This is a genomic window from Bacillus sp. AFS017336 (genome assembly GCF_002555445.1).
GTDB lineage: Bacteria > Bacillota > Bacilli > Bacillales > Bacillaceae_G > Gottfriedia.
This window is the reverse complement of the sequence record NZ_NUCO01000005.1, coordinates 1-25,273: the sequence shown is the minus strand read 5'-3', so window position 1 is coordinate 25,273 and position 25,273 is coordinate 1. Positions and strand designations below refer to the sequence as shown.

Below are 25,273 nucleotides of genomic sequence, written 5' to 3'. Positions count from 1 at the left end.
TTTTATTTTGCATTAAACAGAATCTGAACGATATTGGAAACATACTACAAAATCATCAATATATCTTATTAGATATGCCTCACCTTTTAGCCTTGGTTTTATCTCTCTTTCAAACCATAAATCCAAAACATAGTGTAGATAAATACTGCTTAACAGTACACTTATCGAACCACTTTGCGATGTCCCCGTTTCACTGACATATGTATCCTTACCTTCCATTACACCAGCTTTTAACCACCTTTTGATTAGACTAATCATTCTAAGGTCACCGATTCTATGTTGTACGAATTTAACCACCCAATATTAATTATCTAACACAAATTATAGGACAAGTTTTTACTCGTGTGTATTGGGGAAATACTCTATGATCTTCATTAAGTTTTTTATACATAAATCTACATGAATTTAAATTTCGATGTTGTATTTTGTAATTTAAAATAGAAAAATGAGTTAAAGCATTTAAATTTTTTGTAGAAATTCAAATGATATTGACACTTAATTTGGGGGATTATAGCATTTTCATTGGAGATTGGACTTTTAATTGTTTTGGACTCTATTTTTCCCACTTATATTTATCCGGATTCTCTTGCGTTATCACAGCTTTTACACCATTACAACAATTAAAATAAATGCCTGATAAAAAAATAGGGAAAAGTCTTGAGGTGACTACGTGCGTCCCTTTTTCCCTTTTCCCTACTCTTACTTTATCAGAGATTAATTCTGATTTTGGCAAGGGTTTATTCGGTTTGTTAGAAGCTTATTTGTTGGCTACAACTTTAAAATGAGTTGCGCCACACATTCAACATGTAAAGTATGTAGCTGGCAATACATGAGATGTTGGTGAGATTATCATCTCTTTAATCTAAATAATGATCAAAATTAGATGGACAATATACATTTTCTTTAAATTCTTTAATTAACTGATCCTTTATTTCACATGAATCTTTACCTTATAAATAATGTGTTAGTCGAAAAAGACATTAAACTTTTCATGTTTCACAAATTTCTATATGGAATCGAATGTACGTCTGAAAAACGATTCGCTTTCCAAATAAACGCACTCGATTCAGAATATACTCTCTATGAAAATGGACAATCACCATTAAAAGTGGTTTAAGAAGAATAATGTAGAAACGTTTACTTAGTCATTCATCGACCTATCAACCGCTGATCAGATGCTATACTGATGCTGTTTGAACACGAGAGAGATTGATTTCAAAAGTAATTAAAAAACCTTAGCCCAATAAAATACTGGGCTAAGGCTACTTAAAATCCTATTTAATTACTGTCTATTTACTATAGTAATCCATAAAATAGTTCTTCATTTGATTATAGAAACTAGATTAGGATTATTTTAATCCTAACTGACTTAACACAGTATCCAATGTAGCACCTTTATACGAAGTTTTCGCTTTAGGTGGATTTGGAACTGTACTATTTTGTAATCCATAGTTATGAATTAGAAGATCCATATCCTTTTTATCAACAACTCCATCGAAGTTCAAATCGGCTCCTGATTTATTTGTTCCCCAATATGTTTGTAGAAATAATGCATCCATTATATCAATTACATTATCTTTATTTGAATCCCCAGCTTTAGGTTGAGTGGAAAAAGTTCTTAAATTTCCGATTGATTCTCCACGTACGTCATCTGATAGTACATACGACTTATACATCGTAAAATGACCTGGTGCATCTACTTTTAATGTATAGACATTTTTATCAGCTTTCATTCCATCTACAATGTAGTTTCCATTTTTTACTGGATCAGCCTCAAAAACAGTTTTACCATCATATGACGTTACAGTTACTTTTGCACCAACTTTGGTATTATCAAACGCGAAATTCTGTTGGCCTGTTAAAGGATCCATCGTTCCTTCTAAATTCAAGTTACCATTTATCCTTGAATTTGTTTCTTTCATATTAACACTCTCCATATAAGTATATACATTATTTGATTCTACATTTGATTGATCAATTGTAGTTCCAGTCATTTCCATGCCAAACCAGTAGACAGGGAAAGCAGACCTTGCCGCATAATGTTTAGCTGTATTTAAATCGAAATTAACTAATTGTATATCTTCTGGTAAAGCTTTATTTCCTAAATAGTTAAAAGTAATTGTATATTTCGTATAAATATCATCAGATGTTGATGTTACAGATACTTGTGCATCCCCATATTGCTTAACTGCATCACTTACAACAACATTATTAATTGTAGCTAAGTCACCATTGTCTTTTAATACTGGAATTGTAATCTTTGATGTTTTTAGGTTTTTAATATTATTTGAACGAAGTGAGTAATTGATTGTATCTCCGGTTGAAGCAACTTGTTTATTTGCTTTTAAATAATAATATGGGTACGTATTAGAAACAAAAACTACCCTTAACATTGACGAAGAACCTGAAGTAAAGTTTCTTGCAGCATCATAAGCATAAAACTGAACTTTTAAAGGCGTAGACCTTTTTTTCACTAGTATTTGATCGTTGTAATTTCCATTTTTATCAGTGTTAATTGCTGGAGATGAATATGGCGCATCGTAAAATGAAACCACTGCATTGCTTGATTGATCAATTGGAAATCCAAGACGATTCGCATCAGCCACTTCAGGATCATTTACATTAATATTGAAATCATATAAATATTCTCCATTTGAATCGAATTGACTATCATCATATTCAATCACTTTTTGATCTAACGAATCAAAACTTGAAGTCATTGTTGGTTTGTCTTTTTCGAAGATGAAATCCGCTACTTTCGTAAATACTTTCCCCTGATCATTTGTTCCAATCAGTTTTAATTTATAGTTACCTGTTTTTGCATAAGCATAATCACTGCTAATCGGATTTTTTGGATCACCTGTCAACGGATAGTACCCCCCAGTGAATCCAGCAGTATTAGAATAAACTGTGTTTTCATTCAATATTCGAGGATCATAAGACCCTAAGTAACCAATATCTTGACCCGTTGAATCTTGTAATACTACATCTAAAGTCTTCATAAATGACTTTAATGAGAATTGAAAACCTTGGTATGGAAAGGCTTTTTCAGGCCACGTTGTATCACCAGAATACATTGGATATCGTACTGTAAAGGTATCAATCCCTTCATTAATAACACGTCCGCCAAATGGAATTTGATACGTTTCAGTTGGATCTGCATTATTTGTAAAGACGATATATCCTTCATATGTTCCTTTTTCAGCTGTCTTTGGAATAGTTAAATTAAACTGTATGTTTTTAGAGCTAATTCCATTTACTTTAACTGAAGTTGGTCCAGATAGCGTTACATTATTTTTCGCAGCATCTAATGAACCCCTTAATCCTGTTTGGAAATTAACCTTCACATTAAATGTTTTTGCTTTTTCACTTCGATTTTTCAATGTAACCGTACGGTCATCAGCAATATCTTGGTCATCGAATCCGTATGAACCGAAGCTCATACCACCAGTTAATTCTTTAATCGTTTTTAGTTTACCTTTTTCATTAACTGTCGGTGTTTGATCATTTACTTGTAATTCAACATTTGAATGAATTGCTTCATAAGCATCAACTCGTCCGCTTCCGATTTCAAACACGCTATAATTTTTTGATAACGGATCTGCTGTATTCATTAAAATTGATTTGATATCTGCTGGTTGTAAATTTTTGTTCGACTGTAATAATAATGCAGATACACCCGCTACATAAGGTGTAGCCATTGACGTTCCAGATAAGCGTTCATATGCATATTTGTAATCTTCAGGATGAGTTCCATCCACCGTTTTATTGTTAACATAAAACGGTACAGTTGACATAATTGCAACACCTGGTGCAGTTACTTCTGGTTTAATATCAAAGTTCACACGAGAAGGACCTCTTGAACTGAATCCTGCTAATTCATCACTAGCTGTTTTCATTTTTGAATAGTCACCAAATGTGAAGCTTGTATTTCCTGCTTGAATCGCTGCTAAGATTGTTTTACCTTCACTATTTGAAACTGAGAATGCGGGTACTGCATCAACTGATTCACCTAAAAATGATTGAATTGCTCCTTCAGCTGCGTTTGTTTCGTCATTATACATAAGTACTCCGACAGCACCTCTTGTTTTTGCATTTTTGATTTTGTCAGTTAATGCGTATGTTCCACGTTTGATGAAAGCAATTTTGCCATTTAAATCTTTCCCGTTAAAGTCAGCTGCTGTTCCAGCAAGGCCAACATCTACAAGTTGGAATGTTTTTCCTTTTAGTTGAGTTAGGTCGTCCGTATAATTTCTTGCTAATTGTAATAGATTGTAATTAACACCATTTTGCACGCCTGCGTATTGGTATACATCAAGTGAGATTGATGATGCACCAACTGTTAAAGCTAATGCAGACGCTGCTGGTGAACCTAAAGTATAATTTTTATCTCCACTATTACCAGCTGCAACAACAGTCGTAACACCACTTAAAACAGCATTATTTACAGCTACTGAAGTCGCATATAACGGATCATTTAGCGTGTTACCTAAAGACATATTAATAACGTCCATACCATCACCCACTGCTCGATCCAATCCAGCAAGAATGGCATCAGTTGTCCCGCTACCATATGGGCCAAGTACACGATAAGAGTAAATATCCGCCTCAGGAGCCGCACCTAACATTTTATACTCGCTATCTGCTGTACCACGACCACCAATAATACCAGCAACATGTGTACCATGTTCTGTGTAGTAAGGTGACGAGTTGCTTATTTCTGGTTTTCCTGACTTCTTCCAGTCAGCATATGTTGTTTCCATTGGATCATTATCATTGTCAACGAAATCATATCCACCTTTAAAAGCGTCCTTTAAATCTGGGTGGTGATAATCAATCCCCGTATCTAAAATCCCTACCTTAATTCCTTTACCAGTGAAACCTTCAGCATGTAAACGATCTAAGCCATCATAAGGCGTATAGTTACCTACTTTTGCCTCATCAGCCTTTAATGTATTATTATCTTCTGCAGTAGGTGGCTCAATTGAAAATGTTTCATTGCTCCAAACCGTTTTAACTGCTTTTGATTTTAATAGATTTTTAATTTGATTAGCAGGTAGGCTCATCGAAACACCGTTAAACGCATTTTTATATGAACGATTAACCTTGTAATCTACCTTTTTATTATTCTCATCAACTAATACTTGTCCAACATCTTGATTAAACGTTTCATGATCTTGATTAATCAATTTCGTTGCTTCGGTTTCAGTTAAAGTTTGCCCTTGAAGGCTCGCTTGGATTTGAGCAACTTTTGTAGGTTGATTTACAAACTGTACGATTACTGATGTTTGTTTAGTTGAAGTTTGATCAATATCAGATGAAATTTGAAGACCTGCTTCCTCATTAGTTGAAAGGTCTTTAAGTGCGGCTCTTTGTTGTGGAGTTAAGTTTGCTAAAATATCTTCAACCTTTGAATTACTTGCAGCTTTTGTAAGATCTACATGTCCAAGTGAACCTAAAATAAAACTAGATGATAGTGCAACTACAGCTAGGCTTTTCACGACCTTACTATTGATGTTTGCTTTTTTCCCCATTTTCTTCCTCCAAGTCTCTGTCTTTTTATTACAAATGTAGTGCAATGAATTACGAAACAATGATTCTAATCGGTTTTAAGTATTTATTTAGAATTCATCTATTTTGTTGATTTATTACAATTACATAAGCACTTACAATTATTAAGGAGATTTGGAGTCGTGTAAATTGGGGAAATACGCATAAATACATGATTCAAAATACGCTTTTTTTCATCAGTTTTTTTAAAAAAATTGTCGTTAAGATGTAGTTTATGTAGAACTTTCATTATTCACCAATATTATGTTAATTATTTTGTCAAAATTTTATGAATGAAGAGAGTCTAAATTTGGGGAAATATTGTACAAAACTATTAAATGCTGTTGATTTAGTATAAAATATTTTTTTCGACACGAAACTAGAAAACTATTAACGAAATTGATAGCTTCTTTAAAGTAGTTTTGATCCAAATCCTCTTATAAACTTCCGGATATTACACTACAGCATGCGTCAGCCAACTAAATCAGTGCTTCACCATAGAGAATGAAAATGCATAAAACTGTCGAAACTTGTAATTGTTCCCTCCAATCCAACTTTAAGTCATAAGTCTATAATTTTGGACACTCTCATTTTTTAACGAATGAGTAGCATCTTTTTTGGTATGTTCTTTTTTCTGACTTAAAGGAATTTATTTTTCTTGGTAGTTATTCTAAACATCTATAAATTTGCGAACGTTTTTCAGTAAAAAAGGTATTTGAAAAGGCAAAAATCTCACCTACATCGTATTATTTCTGCCGTTGAACTAAACGATTATCGTGAAATAACTAATGGGAAAATTAATAAATTGCAAGGAGAATTAGTTCAATTAGAATGTCAACTGAATACTTGTAATGATGAAAAATACGAACTTAATCTAAAAAATTCATTAAAAGACGTTATTTAAATGAACGAAATTACTCCAAAAGTTTTAAAAGTTCTAGTTAATCGCGTCACTTGTAATATTAGTGGTACAGTTACAATTCAATATAATTTTTTCAATCTTTTATTATAAGTAAAAAGGCAGCGCCCAAATGGGCTTGCTGCCTTACTTTAAAATGAGTTGCGCCACACACTCAACGTGTGCAGAGTGCATTTGGTAATACATGGGATGTTGTTGAGACATTTTATAAAAGACTGATTTCGAAAATCTCTTTGCTTTTTAAAAAAGAAGGTAGAGTGTATTTTATATTATTTGTTTTAAAAAAATAACCCTTTATTCCAAATGGAATAAAGAGTTATTTACATAGTAGCTTTTTATATAAAGCGACTGTTAGCGTACAGCATAGGTTCTAATTATAGTCTGTTCGATTTGGCTGCCTTTGTCATCCCATGCCTTAATGCGTAGCGACACATAGCCCGATTTTGGATTTTTGTAAGTCACAATGTTGTGGCCATCTTTCTTTCTATTCACATCCGCAGGCAGCCAAGTATTGCCATCGTCAGTGGAAACTGCGACTTCTACCCCACGAATATTCGTGGTAGCACCAGATTGAAGTATGAATGATAAATCAAATTGGTACGTGCTTCCAGCTTGTGCCTTATTTTCTTCATCAAGTTTAAGATCATACCTCGGCCACAGTAGCGCAAGGTTTTCTTGCCCATCTGTTGGTCGCTGGGACTTGAATGTCCAAGCAGTGCTGGTCGTTGTAGCCAGAGAGAACCCGAACCATTCTGGGTGCGATGTGTCCGCCGTGATCTTATAAGTAGCCGGGTTTGGGCTGACCGCAAACTTACGATTACTTTGGTCCCCTAGCTGAGAGATGAGATTCCCGTCTTGGTACAACCCCCAAGTGAGCTTGACTTTACTATTATTTGCAAATAACAAGCCGTAGTGCCCCGGCTCGCTATCACCGAAATCAAACATGTTAAGGTTTAAGGTGTCTCCCTCGCGATACGCCAAGGTATTATTCTCCGGTCCAGATGGAGCGTTCGCCGCGCCCATCCAAGTCTCTTCTTTCTTGTCACCCGGCGAGTAGATGCGAAATGTGTCCTTCATGTTATAAGCAATATCAGTAACGTCTGGATAATACTGATGAGCCCATCTAAAAATCTTCATTTCCGTCTTGTTGCCTGTGGAGTACCACTCTTCCCGGTCCGGTGTTTTTTCCTCGAATTTATCCACGACCGTAGTGAAGCCACCTTCGTCCTTACGTAATGCCACGGCCCACTCGCCAGACTTCAACCAGCCATTTGGCCTGCGGTAGTGGGCCTTCACTACGGCAGAGTTCTCTTTTGTCACCGCGTCGACAGGGTTATCCGGAATTTCACCATTAATCATCGACGCATAATTGTACACGTACGGACTGTCGGCGATTCCATGCAGCTTGATCCAGGTAGGACCACCCGCGATTCTGTTGAAGAGCACTTCTCCGTCGTTTTGGCCAAGAGTATAGGCCGGGATGACGACATTGTCAATTGTAAATACACCTAGATTGTACCTCTCCCCGTTGTTATTGACGACAATCACTCCCGCGGCGCCAGCACCCATCACTGCTTTTATTTGGTCTCTCGGATTCTGTTTCAAATCGTGGGTGATGACCGCTAGCTTTCCATGGATGTCTATGCCGCTGAGATCCGCTGGTAGTGCCACGCCGACGTTGACTGCTTGGAGTGTCTTATCGCCGTCCAACTTATGCGCAAAAGAAACTGGCACAAGCGGAATCGACTCGTTCTTCTTGTCATCATAGGATGCCTCGATTGCAGGGGCGTAGTTGCGAGAATGGAAGTTGAACTCGAACTGACCAATATTATTTGGCGCCTTGACTGGCAACACGTAGGCGTGTAAATCGCCATTAAAATTCCTCATGTAGTCAACTCCGCCGTGGTTTGAATCAATCCGCTCGCGGACTCCGAATTTCCAAAAGTGCTTTTCGGACTTCTTAGGTGTTGTAACTTTGACCTCCTTGGCTAATCGGGCATCAAACGTGATCTCTTGGTTCTGGTTACTCTTTAGCTCCATCATAGGCACTGAGGCTAGGGTATAGCTCTGAGCTATTCCGGCCTTGTCATTTGTGTTTAGTGTACTAATTACAGCGTAACGTCCCGGCTGCAAGGATAATTTGGTCATCCCGCTGCTACTAGGAGTGACCTGTTTACCAGCCCCCGTGTCAAGGTTGAACCACACTAAATCGCCTCCAGCCGGTTTTCCGTTACGATCGATCTCATTAATATTTAAATCAACTAAATCTTGTACTGTTGCACCAATGGTCGTGTTAATGATTTTACCGTCACTTGATGTAGCATTAACCACTGCTTGATAATCGCCGCTTTTAAGGCCAAGTGCTGGATTAAATGTTATATTCATCGCAATGCTGCCATGTGCTGGGACAGTGACCACTGACTGGCTGAGCTTAAACATTCCAGAAGGAGCCGCTGTTAAATCCTCCGCCTTGGCTGTCATTTCGAGATTCAATGTGATCGCACTGTCGGATGGGTTGACATAATTAAATGTCTTTACGATCGGCTGAGTAGTAGTAAACCCTACTCCCATACTAACGACTGCAGGACTGCTATAGACGTTAGCATCTAATGCTTTCGAAATATCTACACGTCCGCCACCTTGTTGATAAGCTATGTAGCGAGAGTTTGCTACCGCAGTATCAATTAATACCTGCTTGACTTGGTCTCCTGACCAATCCGGGTGTCTTTGACGCAGAATGGCTGCAGCACCGGAAACATGTGGTGTAGCCATCGATGTACCATTGGCACTAGTGTAGTAGTTGTCAACAGCGGTACCCATAGTAGTTCCTGCAGCACGAGCAGCTACAATTGCTACTCCTGGTGCTGTAATCTCAGGTTTAACATTAAAATTGTTGATAAGTGGACCACGGTTTGAAAAACTAGCCAATAATTCATCTGAGGATTTGTCAACGGCCCCAACGGTCAATGCTTTTTCCGCCGCCCCTGGCGATGCAACGGTTCCTTTATCTGGACCTGCATTACCTGCCGCGATAACAAATAAGGTGTTGCTAGAATTACTCAAATTATTAACAGCTTGACTCATTGGATCCGTTCCATCGCTCGGATCAGAGCCACCAAGGCTCATACTGACGACATCAGCCTTTTCCTGAACTGCCCATTCCATGCCATTGATGATTGCAGACTGGGGACCTGAACCATCATTGCTAAGCACCTTTCCAATTAGAAGTTTTGCACCTGGTGCTACGCCCTTATATTTACCACCGGAAGCAGCGCCTGATCCCGCGATAGTCGAAGCAACATGCGTACCATGCCCGAAGTGATCGACATAATCTTCACCATCTATGAAGCTCTTTGTTTTTAAAATAGCATCTTTTACATCAGGATGATTTGGATCGATCCCAGTGTCCAAGATAGCAACTTTCTCTCCTGTGCCATCATAACCAGCCGCCCATGCTGTAGGCGCTCCAATTTGTGGAACACTCTTGTCCAGCGTCACATGCACCGGTTTGTCAAGCCACAACTTCTTTATGCCATCGGCAAGTTTCGGTGCGGTCGCAGCTTTGGTGCTGTCATCGTCTACCGCTTCCCAGAACTTCGCCGACTTCGACTTGCTCTCCTTAAGCGATGCCCCATGAATGCTGTCCAACGTCATTTTCTTTTCTGATCCGGTCGGCACTGGCATACTACCAGCCGTCTCCTGTGAGCCTTGATAAGTCGCGATCAACGGTATATCAGAGCGGTTAGCATCATCGTAGCCGTATTCAATCAACTTGGTGACGTTGAACAGCTCGCGGTCAAGCATATTAGTAGCTAAGTACGCCTGTGCCTGTGCCGGGATGACGTAAAGATCACCCCCCACATTCATCGTAGTTATGTCCACTGGGGTGCCGTCAGACGCTGGCTCGACTGTCGCACCCTGTACGCCGTCGGCATAACGGTCTACCGTCACAACCTCTCCCGTCACGAGTGTGACCTGGTGTGAAGCTACGACCGGATTGTCCTTCTGTTGCCCTTTAGCCTGGATATCCTGTGTTTTAGTAGTATTTTCTTCATAAGCAAACGTATTACCAGTACTTGTTGCCAAAAGTGCCGTAGTAGCCAATCCTGCTGTCAATACATTAAACATTTTTTTGTTTCGCCTTTTCTTCATTAAACATCCCCATTTCTTAACTAAATAATAGATTAATATATTTGTAAAAATGTAAAAGCTTCGTACTATTGACTTGACTTCACATCTCATACACTGATTTGACTTTCAACTTCAAACTATTAAAATTTCTCAACTAATCTAGTATCAATTAAGAAAATTTATTAAATATTCAGAATTATTAATATTCTAATTCACATTATAGGACAGGCCTTTACATAAGTGTATTGGGAAAATCGTCTAAGAACTTAATAGGGATTTTTATACATAAATCGACATGAATATAAATTTTGATGTTGTATTTTGTAATTTAAAACAGAAAAAAGAGTTAATATATTTAAATTTTTTGTAGAAATTCGAAAGATATTGAAGCTTGGTTTGGGGGATTTTAGAATTTTCACTGGAGAATAGCCTTTAATTGTTTTGGACCACTAGTAATTAATGCCTCTAATTCTCCATTCACTCGTTGATAAGATCGGCACCGTCCATGTAAATATTGCTTTGTTAATCTGTTACAAGAAACGTAAAAAGGCAACACCAAAAATTAGGTTAGTTGCCTTCTCTTTATTCAGTGATAAAAAACTCTTGATATTTCCCTCCTTCCAGTCTGCATTTTTACGTTCCAATCTTTTCCCATTCAAAATAAACTTTTGCTACCCAACCGAATTATCCACATTTTTCCATTCATTTTTTTAGCAAAACTATATTATTTTCAAAATGAATCCCTTATAAAAAATAGGGAAAAGACGAGGTGACTTCTTTCGCCCCTTTTTCCTTTTCCCTACTCCTGCATTTTATCAGAGGTTTATTTAGTTTGTTAGCAGTTTATTTGTTGGTTACAACTTTAAAATGAGTTGCGCCACACGTTCTACGTGCTTGGAGTGCGTGAACAAAAATTCTTAACCACCCTCCGTTAACTAAAATCACCCACTCCTAAGCCAATGAAAGGGGTAAAAATTATGCATGATTAAAAGCTATTCATAGGCTTGCCTTACGTAGCTTTATAGGAACCATTATTTTGTTTTCAATCTATAAAGTGACACTAGCTTAGTTTGTCCTGCTGGAATTTTTTCTTTTAGGACTGGTCGTAACTGAATCACTCACTTACTGGTTCAGTCAGCATATTTTTTTCAAGTTTCAACTATTCAATAACCGAATCAATTTCTACTATTCTAGTATTTTCGATCATTGTTTCAATGCGCAAAGCATTAACAGAACCACTTATCATTTGCTGAATGTTTTCTGACGGGATTGTAAGAAATATGTATTACCGTGTTTGTACTTATTAATTAGTGATAGACACAAAAATAGCCGTTTCCTATTTGAGGAAACGACCCTTACTTAACGATCGTGTATCTTCTATTTTTATCACGTGGTGGCTCTAGCTTACCGTCACTCACTAATTCGCGCATAATCTGAACTAATTCTCCCATATCTCCGCCAACTTCTTTTAGGATACTTCGTAACCTAGAATCTTTGGTACTTTCAATAAAATTCCATACTAACTCTTTCTTTGATGGGGGTAAATTGGTAATTGGTAAAGAGTAATTACTTTTCTCATTAAGTTCATCTGAAGTGACAAGTTGCTCAATTATTGCATCTACTTCACTTTCTGTTGGGGCGACAAGACAGCTCTGTAGTCGCATAAAGTTTTCCTTACCTTCTAATTGAGCAACACTATCATCCTTTCCCATAAGTACGAATGGTGGCTTTCCATCCAGCACGGTTTTGTAATCATGCATACTTGTAAGTCTAAATACAACTCGACTCGGGAGATTAGCTTTGACTAAACCTGATACCACATCAACTGATGGTCTTTGAGTGCAAATGCACAAAAAGATTCCTGCAGCTCGGCTTTTTTGTGCTAATAAACAGACGTAATTTTCAACTGATTTATCAAATAGAAATAGGTCTGCATATTCATCTATTATGACAACGATGTTCTTTATAATATGCCCTTTCTTACGATAATGACTTATATTGCGAACTTTTTCTTTTTTAAATAATTCGTATCGTTTTTCCATTTCTTGTACTAATGAATTTAATAAACTGATTGCTTCAGCTGATTTTGTTATTACTTTTTCGACTAGTGGAGAATTTTCAAAAGGTGAAAATTCAACTTGTTTCGGATCAATTAAATAGAGTAGCAGTTCATCAAAACTCTTTGTTAAATGAAAGAAAATTAGCAATGTAGTTAAAAATACACTTTTACCACTGCCAGTCGAACCAGCAACTAATAAGTGAGATATCCTTCCAAAATCATCAAAAACTGGATTACCCAGCATATCTACTCCTAAAAAAATTGGTACTTGATAGGTTGATAAGTCTTCTTTCATTCTAACCAATGCATCTCCTAATGTAACAATACTTCGATCCTTCCGCTGAATTGAGATGCGAACTGTATTTGGTTTATTCCCTCCTTCTATACTTAAATAAGTTAACCCTAATGCTACTCGTAAGTCTTCTGCTAAATTACTAATAGTAGTAAATTTTAAGTTGTTCAACTGAAAATGATATTGATTCAAGGTCGGACCTATTTGTTTAGAAAGATATGAAATCCCACCTTTACTATTCAACGAGTTAAAAGCAGTAAGAATTTGATTCGAGTAATCTACTGTCTTTTCTAATTCGATTGATTTAGATAAGGGTAGGATTGAATACTGGGGTGGTAGATTCACCCGTTGTACTTCACTCAAGGAAGTTTTGATTGGTGAATACGGCAATAGTAACGGTTGAACGGTCTTCATTATTTGTGGAGCAATTTGCCAATGGATTAATTCATTTTCACACATGATATTGCTATTAAGATAAAAGAAACTAGAAGGTTTATTTTCCTTCCTAACTTTCCATTCACCGAATAGCTTATGTAATCGGTGAAAGACACGTGGAGAACATGAGAAAGTGATACTTACTCGGTAATGTAAACCTAATGCCTTCTTCTCCATGCCATCAATTAATGCTCTTTCACTACTACTGATCTTCTCAATGACTTTTCGTTGAACGATTCGTATTGGAAGAATTAAAGATGGTGTATCGATCCCTTTCATAAATAAATCACAAAGCTCTAATAAGTGTTGCTGCATATTCTTATGGCATCTTTTAGCATGAACACTAATGATTAAGCCTTCTCCTTCTCTTAATATGGCTTGCACTTCTTGCCAATTAGGAACAGAATAGGGAAAACAAGCTGACAGCGGATTGATAAAGCTCCCTGTTACTTCATATGAAGTTTCATTTACGTTAACTTCTTTCCCCCACTTACTATAAGCGTTTGAGATTAAGCTACTTTTCGTAATATGATGTACAACCTTTCGTTCATCACCAGTAGCAGTCCTATACCAAGACTTCTTTAAAACTTCATCATAAGGAAGACCTTTCATATGATCACCTAGTTATTTAATCGTTTAGTCACTAAATGTAGCAAATACAAAGTGTTCAAAATGATAAAACTCGTATTAATCAATAGGACCATTTCAAACATAATCAATTCCAACTTGTTTCATTATTGAAGGTACATTATGGTCACTGCCAATATTAATCGCAAACTTCTTCCTTTTTGTTTCGTAGACTAAAATGATATCGTAATTCTGAATTTCATCGCCATTTTGCACTTTTAATCTTGGATACTTCTCTCTAAATGCAGCTCCTAAGTAATACTTCACCTTCATCACACTCCTATGTTTTTGCTTTAGTTGGTTTTCTAAATGCTTTCCAAAGCAATGCAGTTGGGTTAGTAGATAAACTTCGTTGAACTTGTGCCACACTAGAATAGACATCAGGTTTTGTTTGCATATAGTTATTTAGAAATGCAGGTGGTTGACTAAAATGTATCCCACCTAATAGAATTAATAACTTACTAAACACTCCCTGATACGTATCGGGTGTACTAATTCCAAACATGATGATATTGAGGACCGTTGAACTACCCCTCCTTAACAACCTATGGGTTGTTTGAAGAAGGAGATTCCTAAGAACACCAGTGTATCCACCAGTTATTGACTAGGCGATCCCCGCAGTCCCTGCGGTTTGAAGTCTTATAGCTTCATTTTTAAGATTGATTCCTGCGTTAATATCTCGATTATGATTGGTATGACATTTAGGGCATTCCCATTCACGTAATCCGAGATTTTTAACGTCTTTGTTTTTGTAGCCACAACAAGAGCAAAGCTGGCTACTAGCGAAGTTTTTTGATACGGTGACTACTTGTCTACCATACCATTTCGCTTTATATTCAATCATCCTTTTGAATTGTGACCAAGATACTTCGCTGATTGCTTTAGCAAGAAGGCGGTTCTTTAACATGTTCGATACTGACAAGTCTTCCATTCCAATCATGTCGTGGTTTTTGACAATCTCGGTAGAAATCTTGTCCAAATAACCTTTTCTTGCATTCGCAATCTTTTCATGCATACGAGCAACTTTTCTTTTAGCTTTATACCAGTTCGCACCACCGATCGTTCGTCTACTCAGTATTTTTTGTGCATGGACTAATTTTTCTTCTAATGAACGAAGAAACTTCGGATTCGAGTAAATCGCTCCATCCGAAAGAATAGCGAAATCTTTCAGTCCAACATCAATACCAATTGCTGTATTCGTTTTAGGCAATTCGATGACTTCCGATTCAGTAGCTAAAGAAACAAAATATTTACCAGAGGGGTTTCTTCTGATAGTGGCACTTAGTATACGACCTTCGACTTCACGACTTTTTGCAAAACGAACGTTCCCTAGTTTGGGAAGTTTGATCTGGTTGTCTATGACAGCTATATTTCCGTTTATATACTTCGTTGTATAAGATTGCACTGGATTCTTTTTTGACTTAAATCGAGGTTGTTTATTTTGTTTTTTGTAGTAGCGATCAAAGGGATCAGCCAAAATTTCTACTGATTTTTGCAAAGCAATACTATCGGCTTCTTTCAAAAATGAGTAATGTTTCTTTAGTTCAGGAAGTGATTTCACTGTTTCATATTTGTTTAAAAATGTGCCTTTCCAATTATTTGCTGGGAATTGACCGGTTTGCATCATTTCTTCGACGATATACCAGTATGCTTCTTTTTCTTTTTGTTTGCCAAGAAAGTAATTGAATACAAATCTTGAACAGCCAATCGTTTTGTTAATCAGTTCAATTTGTTTTTGGTTTGGGTAGATGCGGAACTTGAAAGCCTTGTTTATTAACATATATTTCACCCCACTTCACAAGAACGTTTGTTCCTATTATAAAATTAAGAGGGAAGTTTTGGCTATCGCCAACTGATATTAATCCCCTCACTACTCTTTGGGCTTTGCCTACACATTCCTGGAGGAAGGAGTATTCTGTCAGAAGAATGATAAAAAAGATAAAGATATAGAAGTAATTGAGCAACTACTTGAAGATTGTATTCGTGAAAGTAAAAATGCTTGATGAAAACGCCCAACCGAGGCGTATTCTCCTTCTATTTTTTACCCAGTATATCAAATTAATAAGCAGTTAATTGTTGTTATTCCATGTTATTAAAAATACGCTTAACACTGATTTAACAATGTTATTGATACTTTGTTATTGAAAATTACTTAATTTTAGTTAAAAAGTTTTCCATCATAATCAATATCATCATTCATTTGGAGTGTTCCAATACTTTACGATTTTGGTCATAATTGATTTTAAGTTTCCTATACTTAGTTCGTAAATAAAATCTGAAACCAAAATTTCTAAAACATCTTCCACTGAATAATAGACGTTATAAATTTCTTCAATCTCCATTAATAAAACTTCAAATTTTAGCGCATCTTCCCTCTGGATCGTACATGAAACCTCCACTACAAATTCATCTTTTAGATGTTTTTGTTTACCACCTGACAGTAATTGTAATCGTTTATCTCTGCCTGATATTAACTTGTACATTTTCAGTAGATCGCCATTATTTTTTCGAATATTACGCATGAAGTCTTCATATAAAATTGTGATAAAATCTTCCATTGAAAATTTATATTCAGCTAGTTCTTCGACATCTAAACAAAATACTTTTGCTCGTAAATAGGCCTTAGATGGTATCTCAAATTTAAATGGATATTCTTTGTAAAGCTTCACCTTTTTTTTAAATGAAAAGAAACCATGCTTTTTATCTTCTAAATGTTCTAATTCTGAACCAATTACGTCGTAATCACTATAGATACTCGTCATACAAAATGGCCCTCTTTCCTTAAACTATTTACGAATACCCTGTGTGCTGCTTTACGAATACTGCAATCCCATTCCACACAATAGCCTTGTAAAATCTCAAACGTCTCTTTGTCTAGTTTCGCAACAACTAAATGTTTTGACTCAATTGGGTATTCGACTTCATCAAACTCCTTAATGCGATATAGAGCTTCAGTAAGTATATCTGTCGTTAAAATTGTTGGATAAGTATTATATTTGAAACTTAATTTTTTAATCAGTTGTTTCATTTCTGGCTTTAATAGTATCCGAATGTCTTTCTTTTTATCGCTACGTTCATTACGGACCTTTTTTACCTGCTGAGGTTTGGAAGGAATGATGTGATCATTCCCCTTCTTACTTTCATTAAACATTGGGTTAAAGGTATCCATAGAAGCACCCCTCTCTTTTTATAAAAAAATTAGTTTTTTTAAGTGTTAAGTTAGGGTTATAGTGTCAAAATGTCATTGTGTCATGTGAAATATATACGATATGGGTGGACAAGTTAGAACTGAAATAACAAAAATTTAGTGGAATTGTATGAAATTTTTCTACAATGGACATACTAAATAAAAAAATAGTTGAGGTGGAGAAAATGAATTCTGTAGCAAAACAAGGAGTTTCTAAAGAACTTGCAAAAGCATTTGCGGGATTTAAAAACCAAAAGAGCGGAATTAAAATAGTATCTAAGAAAATTAAAAAAGCTAGTAAATAGGGTAACCTACTTACTAGCTTTCTTTTTATTTAGATAAATATTCTTGTAATTCTTTAATAAAAATATTTGCATCATCCTTTCTTAATACGAACCTATCATTATCATAAAAAGTTGTTTTCTTCGATTTCACTAGTAATCATACATACTTTATCTGAAGTAAATTGTTTAAGTATGATCCTTTTCATATCATTAAACTGATTTCTTGTTACTCGCTTTATCATTTTGAATTCTTAAAAGAAAAATTGTTGGTAGAAAGTGTAATTTCAAGCCATAAACAATAAGGACCGCGGCTTTAGGTGCAGTTTTTATTTTGTATCTTTCACCATTACTTTATGTAATTCCTTAGAGACTGGTTTTAAAAATTCATTTGTAAATAACTACAGTATGTGAAATTTCACTTATTCCTCATTAAAGAATGAAGATTTATATAAAATAAACCCTTATAGAAGCAAATGAAGCTTTGTTAGACTTATCTTTTATTACCTATTATTCTTAATAATTTATCTGGAATATCCACCTAAACTATATGCGGCATTATACTGCGGTGAAACTTCAAACGAGTAGCCCGGGTTTAATAGTTTGCTAGATTAATTTTGACTATTTACGATGGTGGCTGTAGGATTAATCTGAGTTCCACTAAGGAAGGGTTCATCGGTAATCTTTAATGTAAGATCTACGAAAGATATGTTGTCGAATGTCACATGGGAATCGTTAAAGGCTGATATATTACGAAAGTATGCAAAACAAACATCTGTAAAGTGACTTTGAAAAGTCGATTGGACTGTTGGTTCCACCTTTTCTTCATTAACGACGTTTTGTGACTAAAAAAGCCAATGCTGCAGCCAAAAACCCAGCGGTCAGTTTGCCGACAATCAGCGGAATGACAAAATTCTTCTCCACGCCCGCCACGAACCCTAAGTGACTGCCAAATACAAATGCGCCGCTTACGGCAAATGCGGTATTTATGACTTTCCCGCGGTCGTCCATTTCGTGCAGTGTCGCAAACATAGGAATGTGATGGGCGAAGGACGCAATGAACCCCCCCAATGCTTGTTGATTCATACCTAGCTTATTTCCGAGTAGTACAAAAGGCTTCTTTAATACTTTTACTAACACAAATACAAACGGAAACGCACCGGCAAGCATGATGGTTATTTTTCCAACTGTTACAAAGCCTTCTGTAAGTGGCATCATACCAGGAATAAGAACTATACCTGTTAAAGTTTCAATGATAATCGAGACAAGACCAATGATAATAACGATTTCAATCCCTTTACCAAACCATTTAAAACCACGGATCATCACGGATTGAGCTGATAACATCCCAATGCCGATCAAGACAGAAATGAGGATAGAAGGAAGCAGATTTTTCAACATCCATATCAAGTCAAATCCTGCTATGAATCCTCCCGCTAAACATCCAAATGGAATAGTCATGAGTCCAATTAAAATTCCTTTAGCAAAAAAGGGATGATCATTTGTATGAACGATACTTAAAGCAACCAGAATGGTAAAAACAATAGTCGGCCCCATCATCGTTCCTAAAAACACCCAAGAAAATAATGCAGCATCACTCGATTGAGCCATTTCATTTGCTAAAGAGTATCCACCCATATCAAGAGCTAAAAACGTGGATGAAAACATCGATGGGTCTGCTCCAAGAAATTGGTAGAAAGGGGATACAATCGGTGTTAACTATTTAGCCAATACAGGCGATAGTGAAATCATTCCAACCATTGAAAGGGCTAGCGCTCCCATGGAATGGAAGGCTTCCTTAAATTTTTGTCCGACTCCATACCGATTACCCAACAGATAATCTACTGCTCCTAGAACCATAAATCCTGTCATGATATATATGATGATTTCATTCATATCGAATACGACCTCATTCAAAAGAAAGGTCATCTTTATAAAAATTCCTTGGATGACCTGTTCAATATTTTTTATAAGATAATTAAGTGCTTAGGAGAATGGGTAATGATTTCAAAACCATTCTCTATTACTACAATATCATCTTCAATCCGGCAGCCACCCCATCCTGGGATATAAATGCCTGGCTCAACGGTAACAACCATTCCAGTTTGAAGAATTTCTGCACTTTTGTCAGAAAGTCGGATTGGTTCGTGAACTTCCATACCTAAACCATGACCTGTTGAATGTCCGAAACGATTTCCGAAGCCTTTTTCTGTAATATAGTCTCTCGTTAAATCGTCAATCGTTTTCGCTTTTTCACCAGAGCGAATTCCTTCTGTTCCACGTTTTAAAGCTTCTAATACGATGTGATAAATGTTGCGGAACTCATCCGAGCAGCTCCCGACGGCAATTGTTCTCGTAATATCAGAGCAATAACCATCGTACAATGCACCAAAATCAAGGGTAACCATGTCACCATGCTCGATCACTTTTTCGGAAGCCACCCCATGTGGTAGGGCAGCCCTCTTTCCAGAAGCAATAATGGTATTAAAAGATGATGAGGTTGCACCTTGTTTACGCATATAGAATTCCAGTTCATCACGTATTACTAATTCCGTAACCCCTGGTTTAATGATATTCAAAATATAATCAAACGCTTTATCTGCGATATTAGCTGCCGTTCTGAACTTCTAATTCTAACGGCTCTTTGATTTCTCTAACCTTTTCAACGATATTTTCCAATTGGATCCATTGTACATTTCCATACTCTTGTAGCGTTGAGAACGTTTTTAATGTCATGGCATTTGCCTCAACAGCGACCTTTTTAAGACCTAGATGTTCGATTTCATTGGCAACTTCTCTTTCAAGATTACCGTCATGGACGATAATTTTAGCGTTTTTCACTTCATTTTGAGCTTGTTCAGCATAACGGAAGTCAGTGATAAAGGTAGCAGCATTTTTTGAAATTAGCACCATACCTGCTGATCCTGTAAAACCTGTCGTATATCTACGATTTTCACTCTTTGTAATTAATATTGCATCGACATTGTTCTCTACTAGCTGCTTCTGTATTTTTTCGATTCGGTTCATTATCGTTCAACTCCTACAACCATTAATTGTTTTGGAAACTTCGTTAATACTTCACACCCGTTTTCCGTAATGACAACATCGTCTTCAATACGAACACCACCAAGGCCATTAAGATAAATGCCAGGTTCAATGGTGATGACCATTCCTGATTTCAATATCCCCTCATTAGCATCGTTCATAGAAGGTGCCTCATGAATATCAATTCCAAGGCCATGACCGATTCGATGTGGAAAAAAATCACCGTAGCCAGCTGCTTGAATGACGTGTCTTCCAGCGAGATCAACATCACCAATTCTTGTTCCAGGTTGAGAAGCATCCACACCTGCAAGATTGGCTTGTAAAACCGTATTGTAGATTTTATCGAGTTTGCTATTGGTATTACCAAAAATGACAGTTCTTGTGATATCGGAGCAATATCCCTTATATTTCACACCTAAATCAAATAGGGCAATATCGCCTTTTTTTAACTTATTTTCTCCTGAAGCGCCATGTGGGTTACTTGCATTTTTGCCAAACAATACAATGGGAGGAAATGACATGTCTTTAATCCCTTTTTTCTTTAATTCAAATTCAATTTTACCTAATACTTCAAGTTCTGTGATTCCTTCTTTTAATGCTTCAATACCCACTTGCACGCCGTAATCAGCAAAAGCGGCCGCTTCACGTAATATTTCAATTTCACCAGCATCTTTTACTAGTCGCATTTCAGATAGTATTGGATCTAGTGATGCAAACTCTACTTCACCAATAATCTGTTGTAGACTTTCGATGTAAAAATAGGAGATTTCATGTTTCTCAACAGCAAATTGTTTCATTTTGTTTCTGCTTTCGATCACGTCACGAACAAGTGCCCACGGGTGATCGGAATCTGTGTAACTTAGAATTGGATGGTTCCAGCCTACATCCTTTATCATTTGAACTTCCATTGCCGGTGTAATAAAAATGGGTTCGTCATTCGGGAAGACAAAAATACCTACAAACCGTTCATGCGGATTGTAATCAAAATTCGATAAATAAAAAATATTATGGCGTGATGTGACTAAGCCACCTGGAATACTTTGTTTTTGTAAAAAGCTTTTCAATTCTTGCAATCGATTATTCATGATTAATTCCCCTTTAATGTATGGATTAAAATAGACATGAAGTATTGTTGCAAGTTCTGTGCCATTTTTAATATCTTGTATTTAGGGGCTAGTTTAGGTAATAGTGTAGAGGTTTTTAGACACTGTGTAATACTGAGTGTCAAAGTATTTATACAGTTAGAGTTTAGACAGAACAGTGGAACATCCTATAAGTGGAGTTTATTTAAGGGTAGGGAGCTTACTTACGGGTAGAGGCGCAATACTTTCGGTAATAGAAGATAACTTGCGATTAACTGAGCATTATTTGCGTCTATCTTTGATTTCCAGCTCATAAATCAGCCCAGGAGCATCTTACGCTCATCTGGACTAATTTAGGTGCAAATGCTTTTTGTTTTTAAAGCTCAATCTTTAATTTTTTCATTTTATTGTATAAAGTAGCTCGAGATATTCCTAGTTTTTTTGCTGCTGCTTGCTTGTTTCCATTCTCTTTTTGAATTGCTTCCATGATTTTATTTTTTTCAAAATCATTTAGGTCATCTTGTAAGGAATCATCAAGGTATCCGGTCGATGACAATGTAAAATGTGTCAGCTTTGGCGGTAAGTCTCCGACAGAGATGGTTCCTTCTCCTGACAATAAAACTAATCGTTCAATAACATTTCGAAGCTCCCTTACATTTCCAGGCCAATCGTATTGTAATAGGGCGGAAGTGACCTGAGGATCTACGATTTTAATCGTTCGATGATATAACAATGAAAACTCATATATAAATAGTTGAAGGAGCTCCATAACATCTTCTTTTCGTTCTCTCAAAGGGGGAATCGTAATAGATAAAATGTTTAGTCGATAATAAAGGTCTTCTCGAAAGGTATTGGCTTCAACCATTGCCTCTAAATCCTTATTAGTAGCTGCAATGATTCGGCATTGAGCTTTCAGTTGCTTTGTTCCACCAACCCGATAATACGTTTTATCTTGCAATACTCGGAGTAATTTAACTTGCATATCCAACGGTAAGTCACCAATTTCATCAAGAAAAAGTGTTCCTCCATGCGCCAACTCTAGTTTTCCTATTTTACCTTTTGAATCTGCACCAGAAAACGCTCCTTTTTCATAGCCGAAAATTTCACTCTCAAACAATGATGGTGTAATCGCACCACAGTTTACAGCAATAAATGGAGAGTCTGATCCACGAAAATAATGAATAGCTTTTGCGAAGACTTCTTTTCCAACCCCAGTTTCACCAAGTAATAATATGTTCGCACTCGTTTCAGACATTTTCCTTGATAATGAAACTGTTTCTTTCATCAATTGACTCGAACTCTTAATTTGTTGAAAGGAATCATGTGACAATTGTAGCCTTGAAACCTCATTCTGCAGTTGAAGAATTTTGGAGGAAGCATTCATAAGTTCTTGATTCATTAACACTTGACTCGTAATGTCTGTTTCTGCAGCAACCGCACCTACGATCCGATTATTGATGACGATCGGACTGCTATTAATCATGACAAAAAGATCCTCACGAGGTTTATGCTGTTCATGGCGAAATGATTGACCTGTTTCCATCGTAACTTTATTTAATAACATTTCTTTTGGAAAAAACTGCTCTATATCATTTCCGATAATTTCTTCTTTAGGAATAGAAAAAATCCTCTCAGCACCAGGAGTCCAAACAACCGTTTTTCCAGCTTCATCCACAATCGAGACCGAACCATCCATTGTATCAATCATCGTTTGAAAATAGGCCTCTATATATTGATAAGATTCAAACACTTTAGAAAGTAAAGCAGCGGAATCGATGTAGCCCTTGATTTTTCCTTCTCCATCGGTGATAACCACAACATCTGATGTTTTCACTTCTTGAATAACGTCTTGAATAACAGCTTTTTCATTGGAAACGCCAGCTTTTTTCCAATAAAGTTCTTTGATATTCTCGCTTCTATAATGAAGATACTCATTTATCGTTAACATCCAGACTTCACTTTGATGCTGTTTAAATATATATGCTGATTCATTTTTGTCATCCATATCGGAAAGCAAAGAAAAATTCGTTTGCAACAAGTCTTCTACGTTAGGAATAAGATGCTTCATGTTGATTCCACCACCCAATTGTCTATTTTTCATATCACTCTATCCTTTCGACGAGTTTGTGTCATGATTAATGTCTTGTGGGTTCTACATTCCACATCGGACTATCCTGCCATTTACTTGTAGAGTAGAGAACTGATTTCAAAGGGATAGCTTACGCTATCTCTTTTAATTTCAGCTCCCCCTCATCAAACCGTACGTGAAGTTTTCCCTCATACGGCTTTCCGATGTTCTTCTTTCTCATGCTTTACGGTTAATTCCTTGCTAATTTCACAATTAAATGTTCTATCTCTCCTCGAATTTTCTTAAAGTTACCATGATTATTTTTGTTATTTCTCTTCTTGTTATAGAAAAGTGTGAGCCTTTCAAGCACATACCAGTCGATTATATTTAGCCACTTAGTTGCTTTCGAGGATATTTTGTAATAATTCTTAAAGCCTTGAAGCTTCCTATTTAATCCTTTTATTAGTTCTTTTATGTCTAAATACAATTTGTTTCTCGGTTCTGTATATGCTTTAATCTTTGCTCTCATCTTTTTCATGGCATTTTTCTTCGGAATGTGTGACATTGCGTGATAGGTTTTTCCACCTTTTATTAGAATCATAAATTTTCGGTTGTGGAAGCCTAAGAAATCAAAACCCTCTTTATTATCAAACAGATTAACTAATCTCGATTTATCGCGATTAATTGTTAAATCCAATTTCTTCATGATTGCTTGTAATACTTGAGCACCCTCTAAAGCTTGCTGTTTTGTTTTAGTTAGTATTACTAGGTCGTCTGCGTAACGAATTAACTCTCCTAGATGATGGAATTTCTTCAACCAAAGTTTATCCAATATGTTCAAATAGATGTTTGCTAATAATGGAGAAATTACTCCACCTTGCGGTGTGCCCGTAAGGGGATTTCTTAAATTACCTTCCTCCATTATTCCTGCCTGTAACCATTTTCGGATTAACTTTAATACTCGGCGGTCATTGATTTTCTGTTCAACTAGCTTCATCAGTTTATCTTGATTAATGTTATCAAAATAACCTTGGATATCGACGTCGACTACCCAAGAACTATTTCGGCTTACATTCCTTATTTTCGCCATCGCTTGATGGGCGTTTCTCTTAGGACGGAATCCAAAAGAACAATCTTGAAAATCAGCTTCAAAAATAGGTTCAATGACCATCTTTGTTGCCATTTGTACCACTCTGTCTTTTATGGTAGGAATTCCTAGAGGTCTTTTCTTTCCATCGTCTTTTGGAATATACGTCCTCAAAACTGGATTAGGATAGTAATTATTCTCTTTAAGCTGTGCATACAGTTCATTTAAGAATTTACTTTCTCCATATTTTGTAACGATCTCATCAATCGTTTGTCCGTCTATTCCTCCACTTCCTTTCTTTCTTTTTACACGTTTCCAAGCTTCCAGTAGAATGTCAGGGCGATAGATTTTATCGTATAATGCATGAAATTTGCGATTAGGTTTCTCCTTGGCACATAGATATAGTGTTTTCAAAAGTTCTTGAGCTTTTTCATCGGTGTAGTTAGCTAGTTTTCTAGCATTCACTCACTCTTACCTCCTTCTAAACACATGAACAAAGTAGAGGTCCTT

The 25,273-nt window shown here is 36.5% G+C and carries 12 protein-coding genes and 2 pseudogenes; all 14 read right to left on the bottom strand.

Annotation, left to right across the window (positions count from 1 at the left end; all coding sequences use genetic code 11):
• Positions 1-12: 12 nt before the first annotated feature.
• The 14 genes and pseudogenes from CN601_RS02205 to ltrA all read right to left on the bottom strand — a co-directional run bounded on the left by CN601_RS02205 (position 13) and on the right by ltrA (position 25,228).
• Positions 13-258: an RNA-dependent RNA polymerase family protein gene (locus CN601_RS02205; protein WP_179865405.1), complete on the bottom strand. Its 246-nt coding sequence runs from the start codon at positions 256-258 to the stop codon at positions 13-15.
• 1,091 nt (positions 259-1,349) lie between these two features.
• A complete protein-coding gene (locus CN601_RS02200) occupies positions 1,350-5,534 on the bottom strand; it encodes a S8 family serine peptidase (RefSeq protein ID WP_098169888.1) in 4,185 nt (1,394 codons plus the stop codon).
• 1,286 nt (positions 5,535-6,820) lie between these two features.
• Positions 6,821-10,621 (bottom strand): S8 family serine peptidase, encoded by a 3,801-nt coding sequence (locus CN601_RS02195; RefSeq protein ID WP_179865404.1) that lies wholly within the window; start codon positions 10,619-10,621, stop codon positions 6,821-6,823.
• A 1,334-nt stretch (positions 10,622-11,955) separates the two neighbouring features.
• On the bottom strand, positions 11,956-13,998 hold the full coding sequence (locus CN601_RS02190) for an FtsK/SpoIIIE domain-containing protein (RefSeq protein WP_098169886.1): 2,043 nt from the start codon (positions 13,996-13,998) through the stop codon (positions 11,956-11,958).
• Between the two features lie 93 nt (positions 13,999-14,091).
• Positions 14,092-14,280 (bottom strand): hypothetical protein, encoded by a 189-nt coding sequence (locus tag CN601_RS02185; RefSeq protein WP_098169885.1) that lies wholly within the window; start codon positions 14,278-14,280, stop codon positions 14,092-14,094.
• A 13-nt stretch (positions 14,281-14,293) separates the two neighbouring features.
• Positions 14,294-14,518, bottom strand: a complete 225-nt coding sequence (locus CN601_RS02180) for a hypothetical protein (RefSeq protein ID WP_098169884.1) — start codon at positions 14,516-14,518, stop codon at positions 14,294-14,296.
• A 99-nt stretch (positions 14,519-14,617) separates the two neighbouring features.
• The gene (gene tnpB / locus CN601_RS02175) at positions 14,618-15,793 is read right to left on the bottom strand and encodes an IS200/IS605 family element RNA-guided endonuclease TnpB (protein ID WP_098169883.1); all 1,176 of its coding nucleotides are present in this window, start codon (positions 15,791-15,793) and stop codon (positions 14,618-14,620) included.
• A gap of 412 nt (positions 15,794-16,205) precedes the next feature.
• Positions 16,206-16,775 carry a hypothetical protein gene (locus CN601_RS02170; RefSeq protein ID WP_098169882.1) on the bottom strand — a complete coding sequence of 190 codons (570 nt, stop codon included), beginning with the start codon at positions 16,773-16,775 and terminating at the stop codon, positions 16,206-16,208.
• On the bottom strand, positions 16,772-17,182 hold the full coding sequence (locus tag CN601_RS02165; RefSeq protein WP_098169881.1) for a hypothetical protein: 411 nt from the start codon (positions 17,180-17,182) through the stop codon (positions 16,772-16,774). Before CN601_RS02165 ends, CN601_RS02170 begins: the two co-directional genes overlap by 4 nt.
• Positions 17,183-18,309: 1,127 nt before the next feature.
• A pseudogene (gene eutH / locus CN601_RS02160) lies at positions 18,310-19,377 on the bottom strand (ethanolamine utilization protein EutH).
• 71 nt (positions 19,378-19,448) lie between these two features.
• A pseudogene (locus CN601_RS02155) lies at positions 19,449-20,511 on the bottom strand (M24 family metallopeptidase).
• Positions 20,508-21,611 carry a M24 family metallopeptidase gene (locus tag CN601_RS02150; RefSeq protein ID WP_098169880.1) on the bottom strand — a complete coding sequence of 368 codons (1,104 nt, stop codon included), beginning with the start codon at positions 21,609-21,611 and terminating at the stop codon, positions 20,508-20,510. Before CN601_RS02150 ends, CN601_RS02155 begins: the two are co-directional and overlap by 4 nt.
• Positions 21,612-21,984: 373 nt before the next feature.
• The gene (locus tag CN601_RS02145; RefSeq protein ID WP_257131588.1) at positions 21,985-23,709 is read right to left on the bottom strand and encodes a sigma-54 interaction domain-containing protein; all 1,725 of its coding nucleotides are present in this window, start codon (positions 23,707-23,709) and stop codon (positions 21,985-21,987) included.
• 217 nt (positions 23,710-23,926) lie between these two features.
• Positions 23,927-25,228 carry a group II intron reverse transcriptase/maturase gene (ltrA, locus tag CN601_RS02140; protein WP_098169878.1) on the bottom strand — a complete coding sequence of 434 codons (1,302 nt, stop codon included), beginning with the start codon at positions 25,226-25,228 and terminating at the stop codon, positions 23,927-23,929.
• Positions 25,229-25,273: the final 45 nt, after the last annotated feature.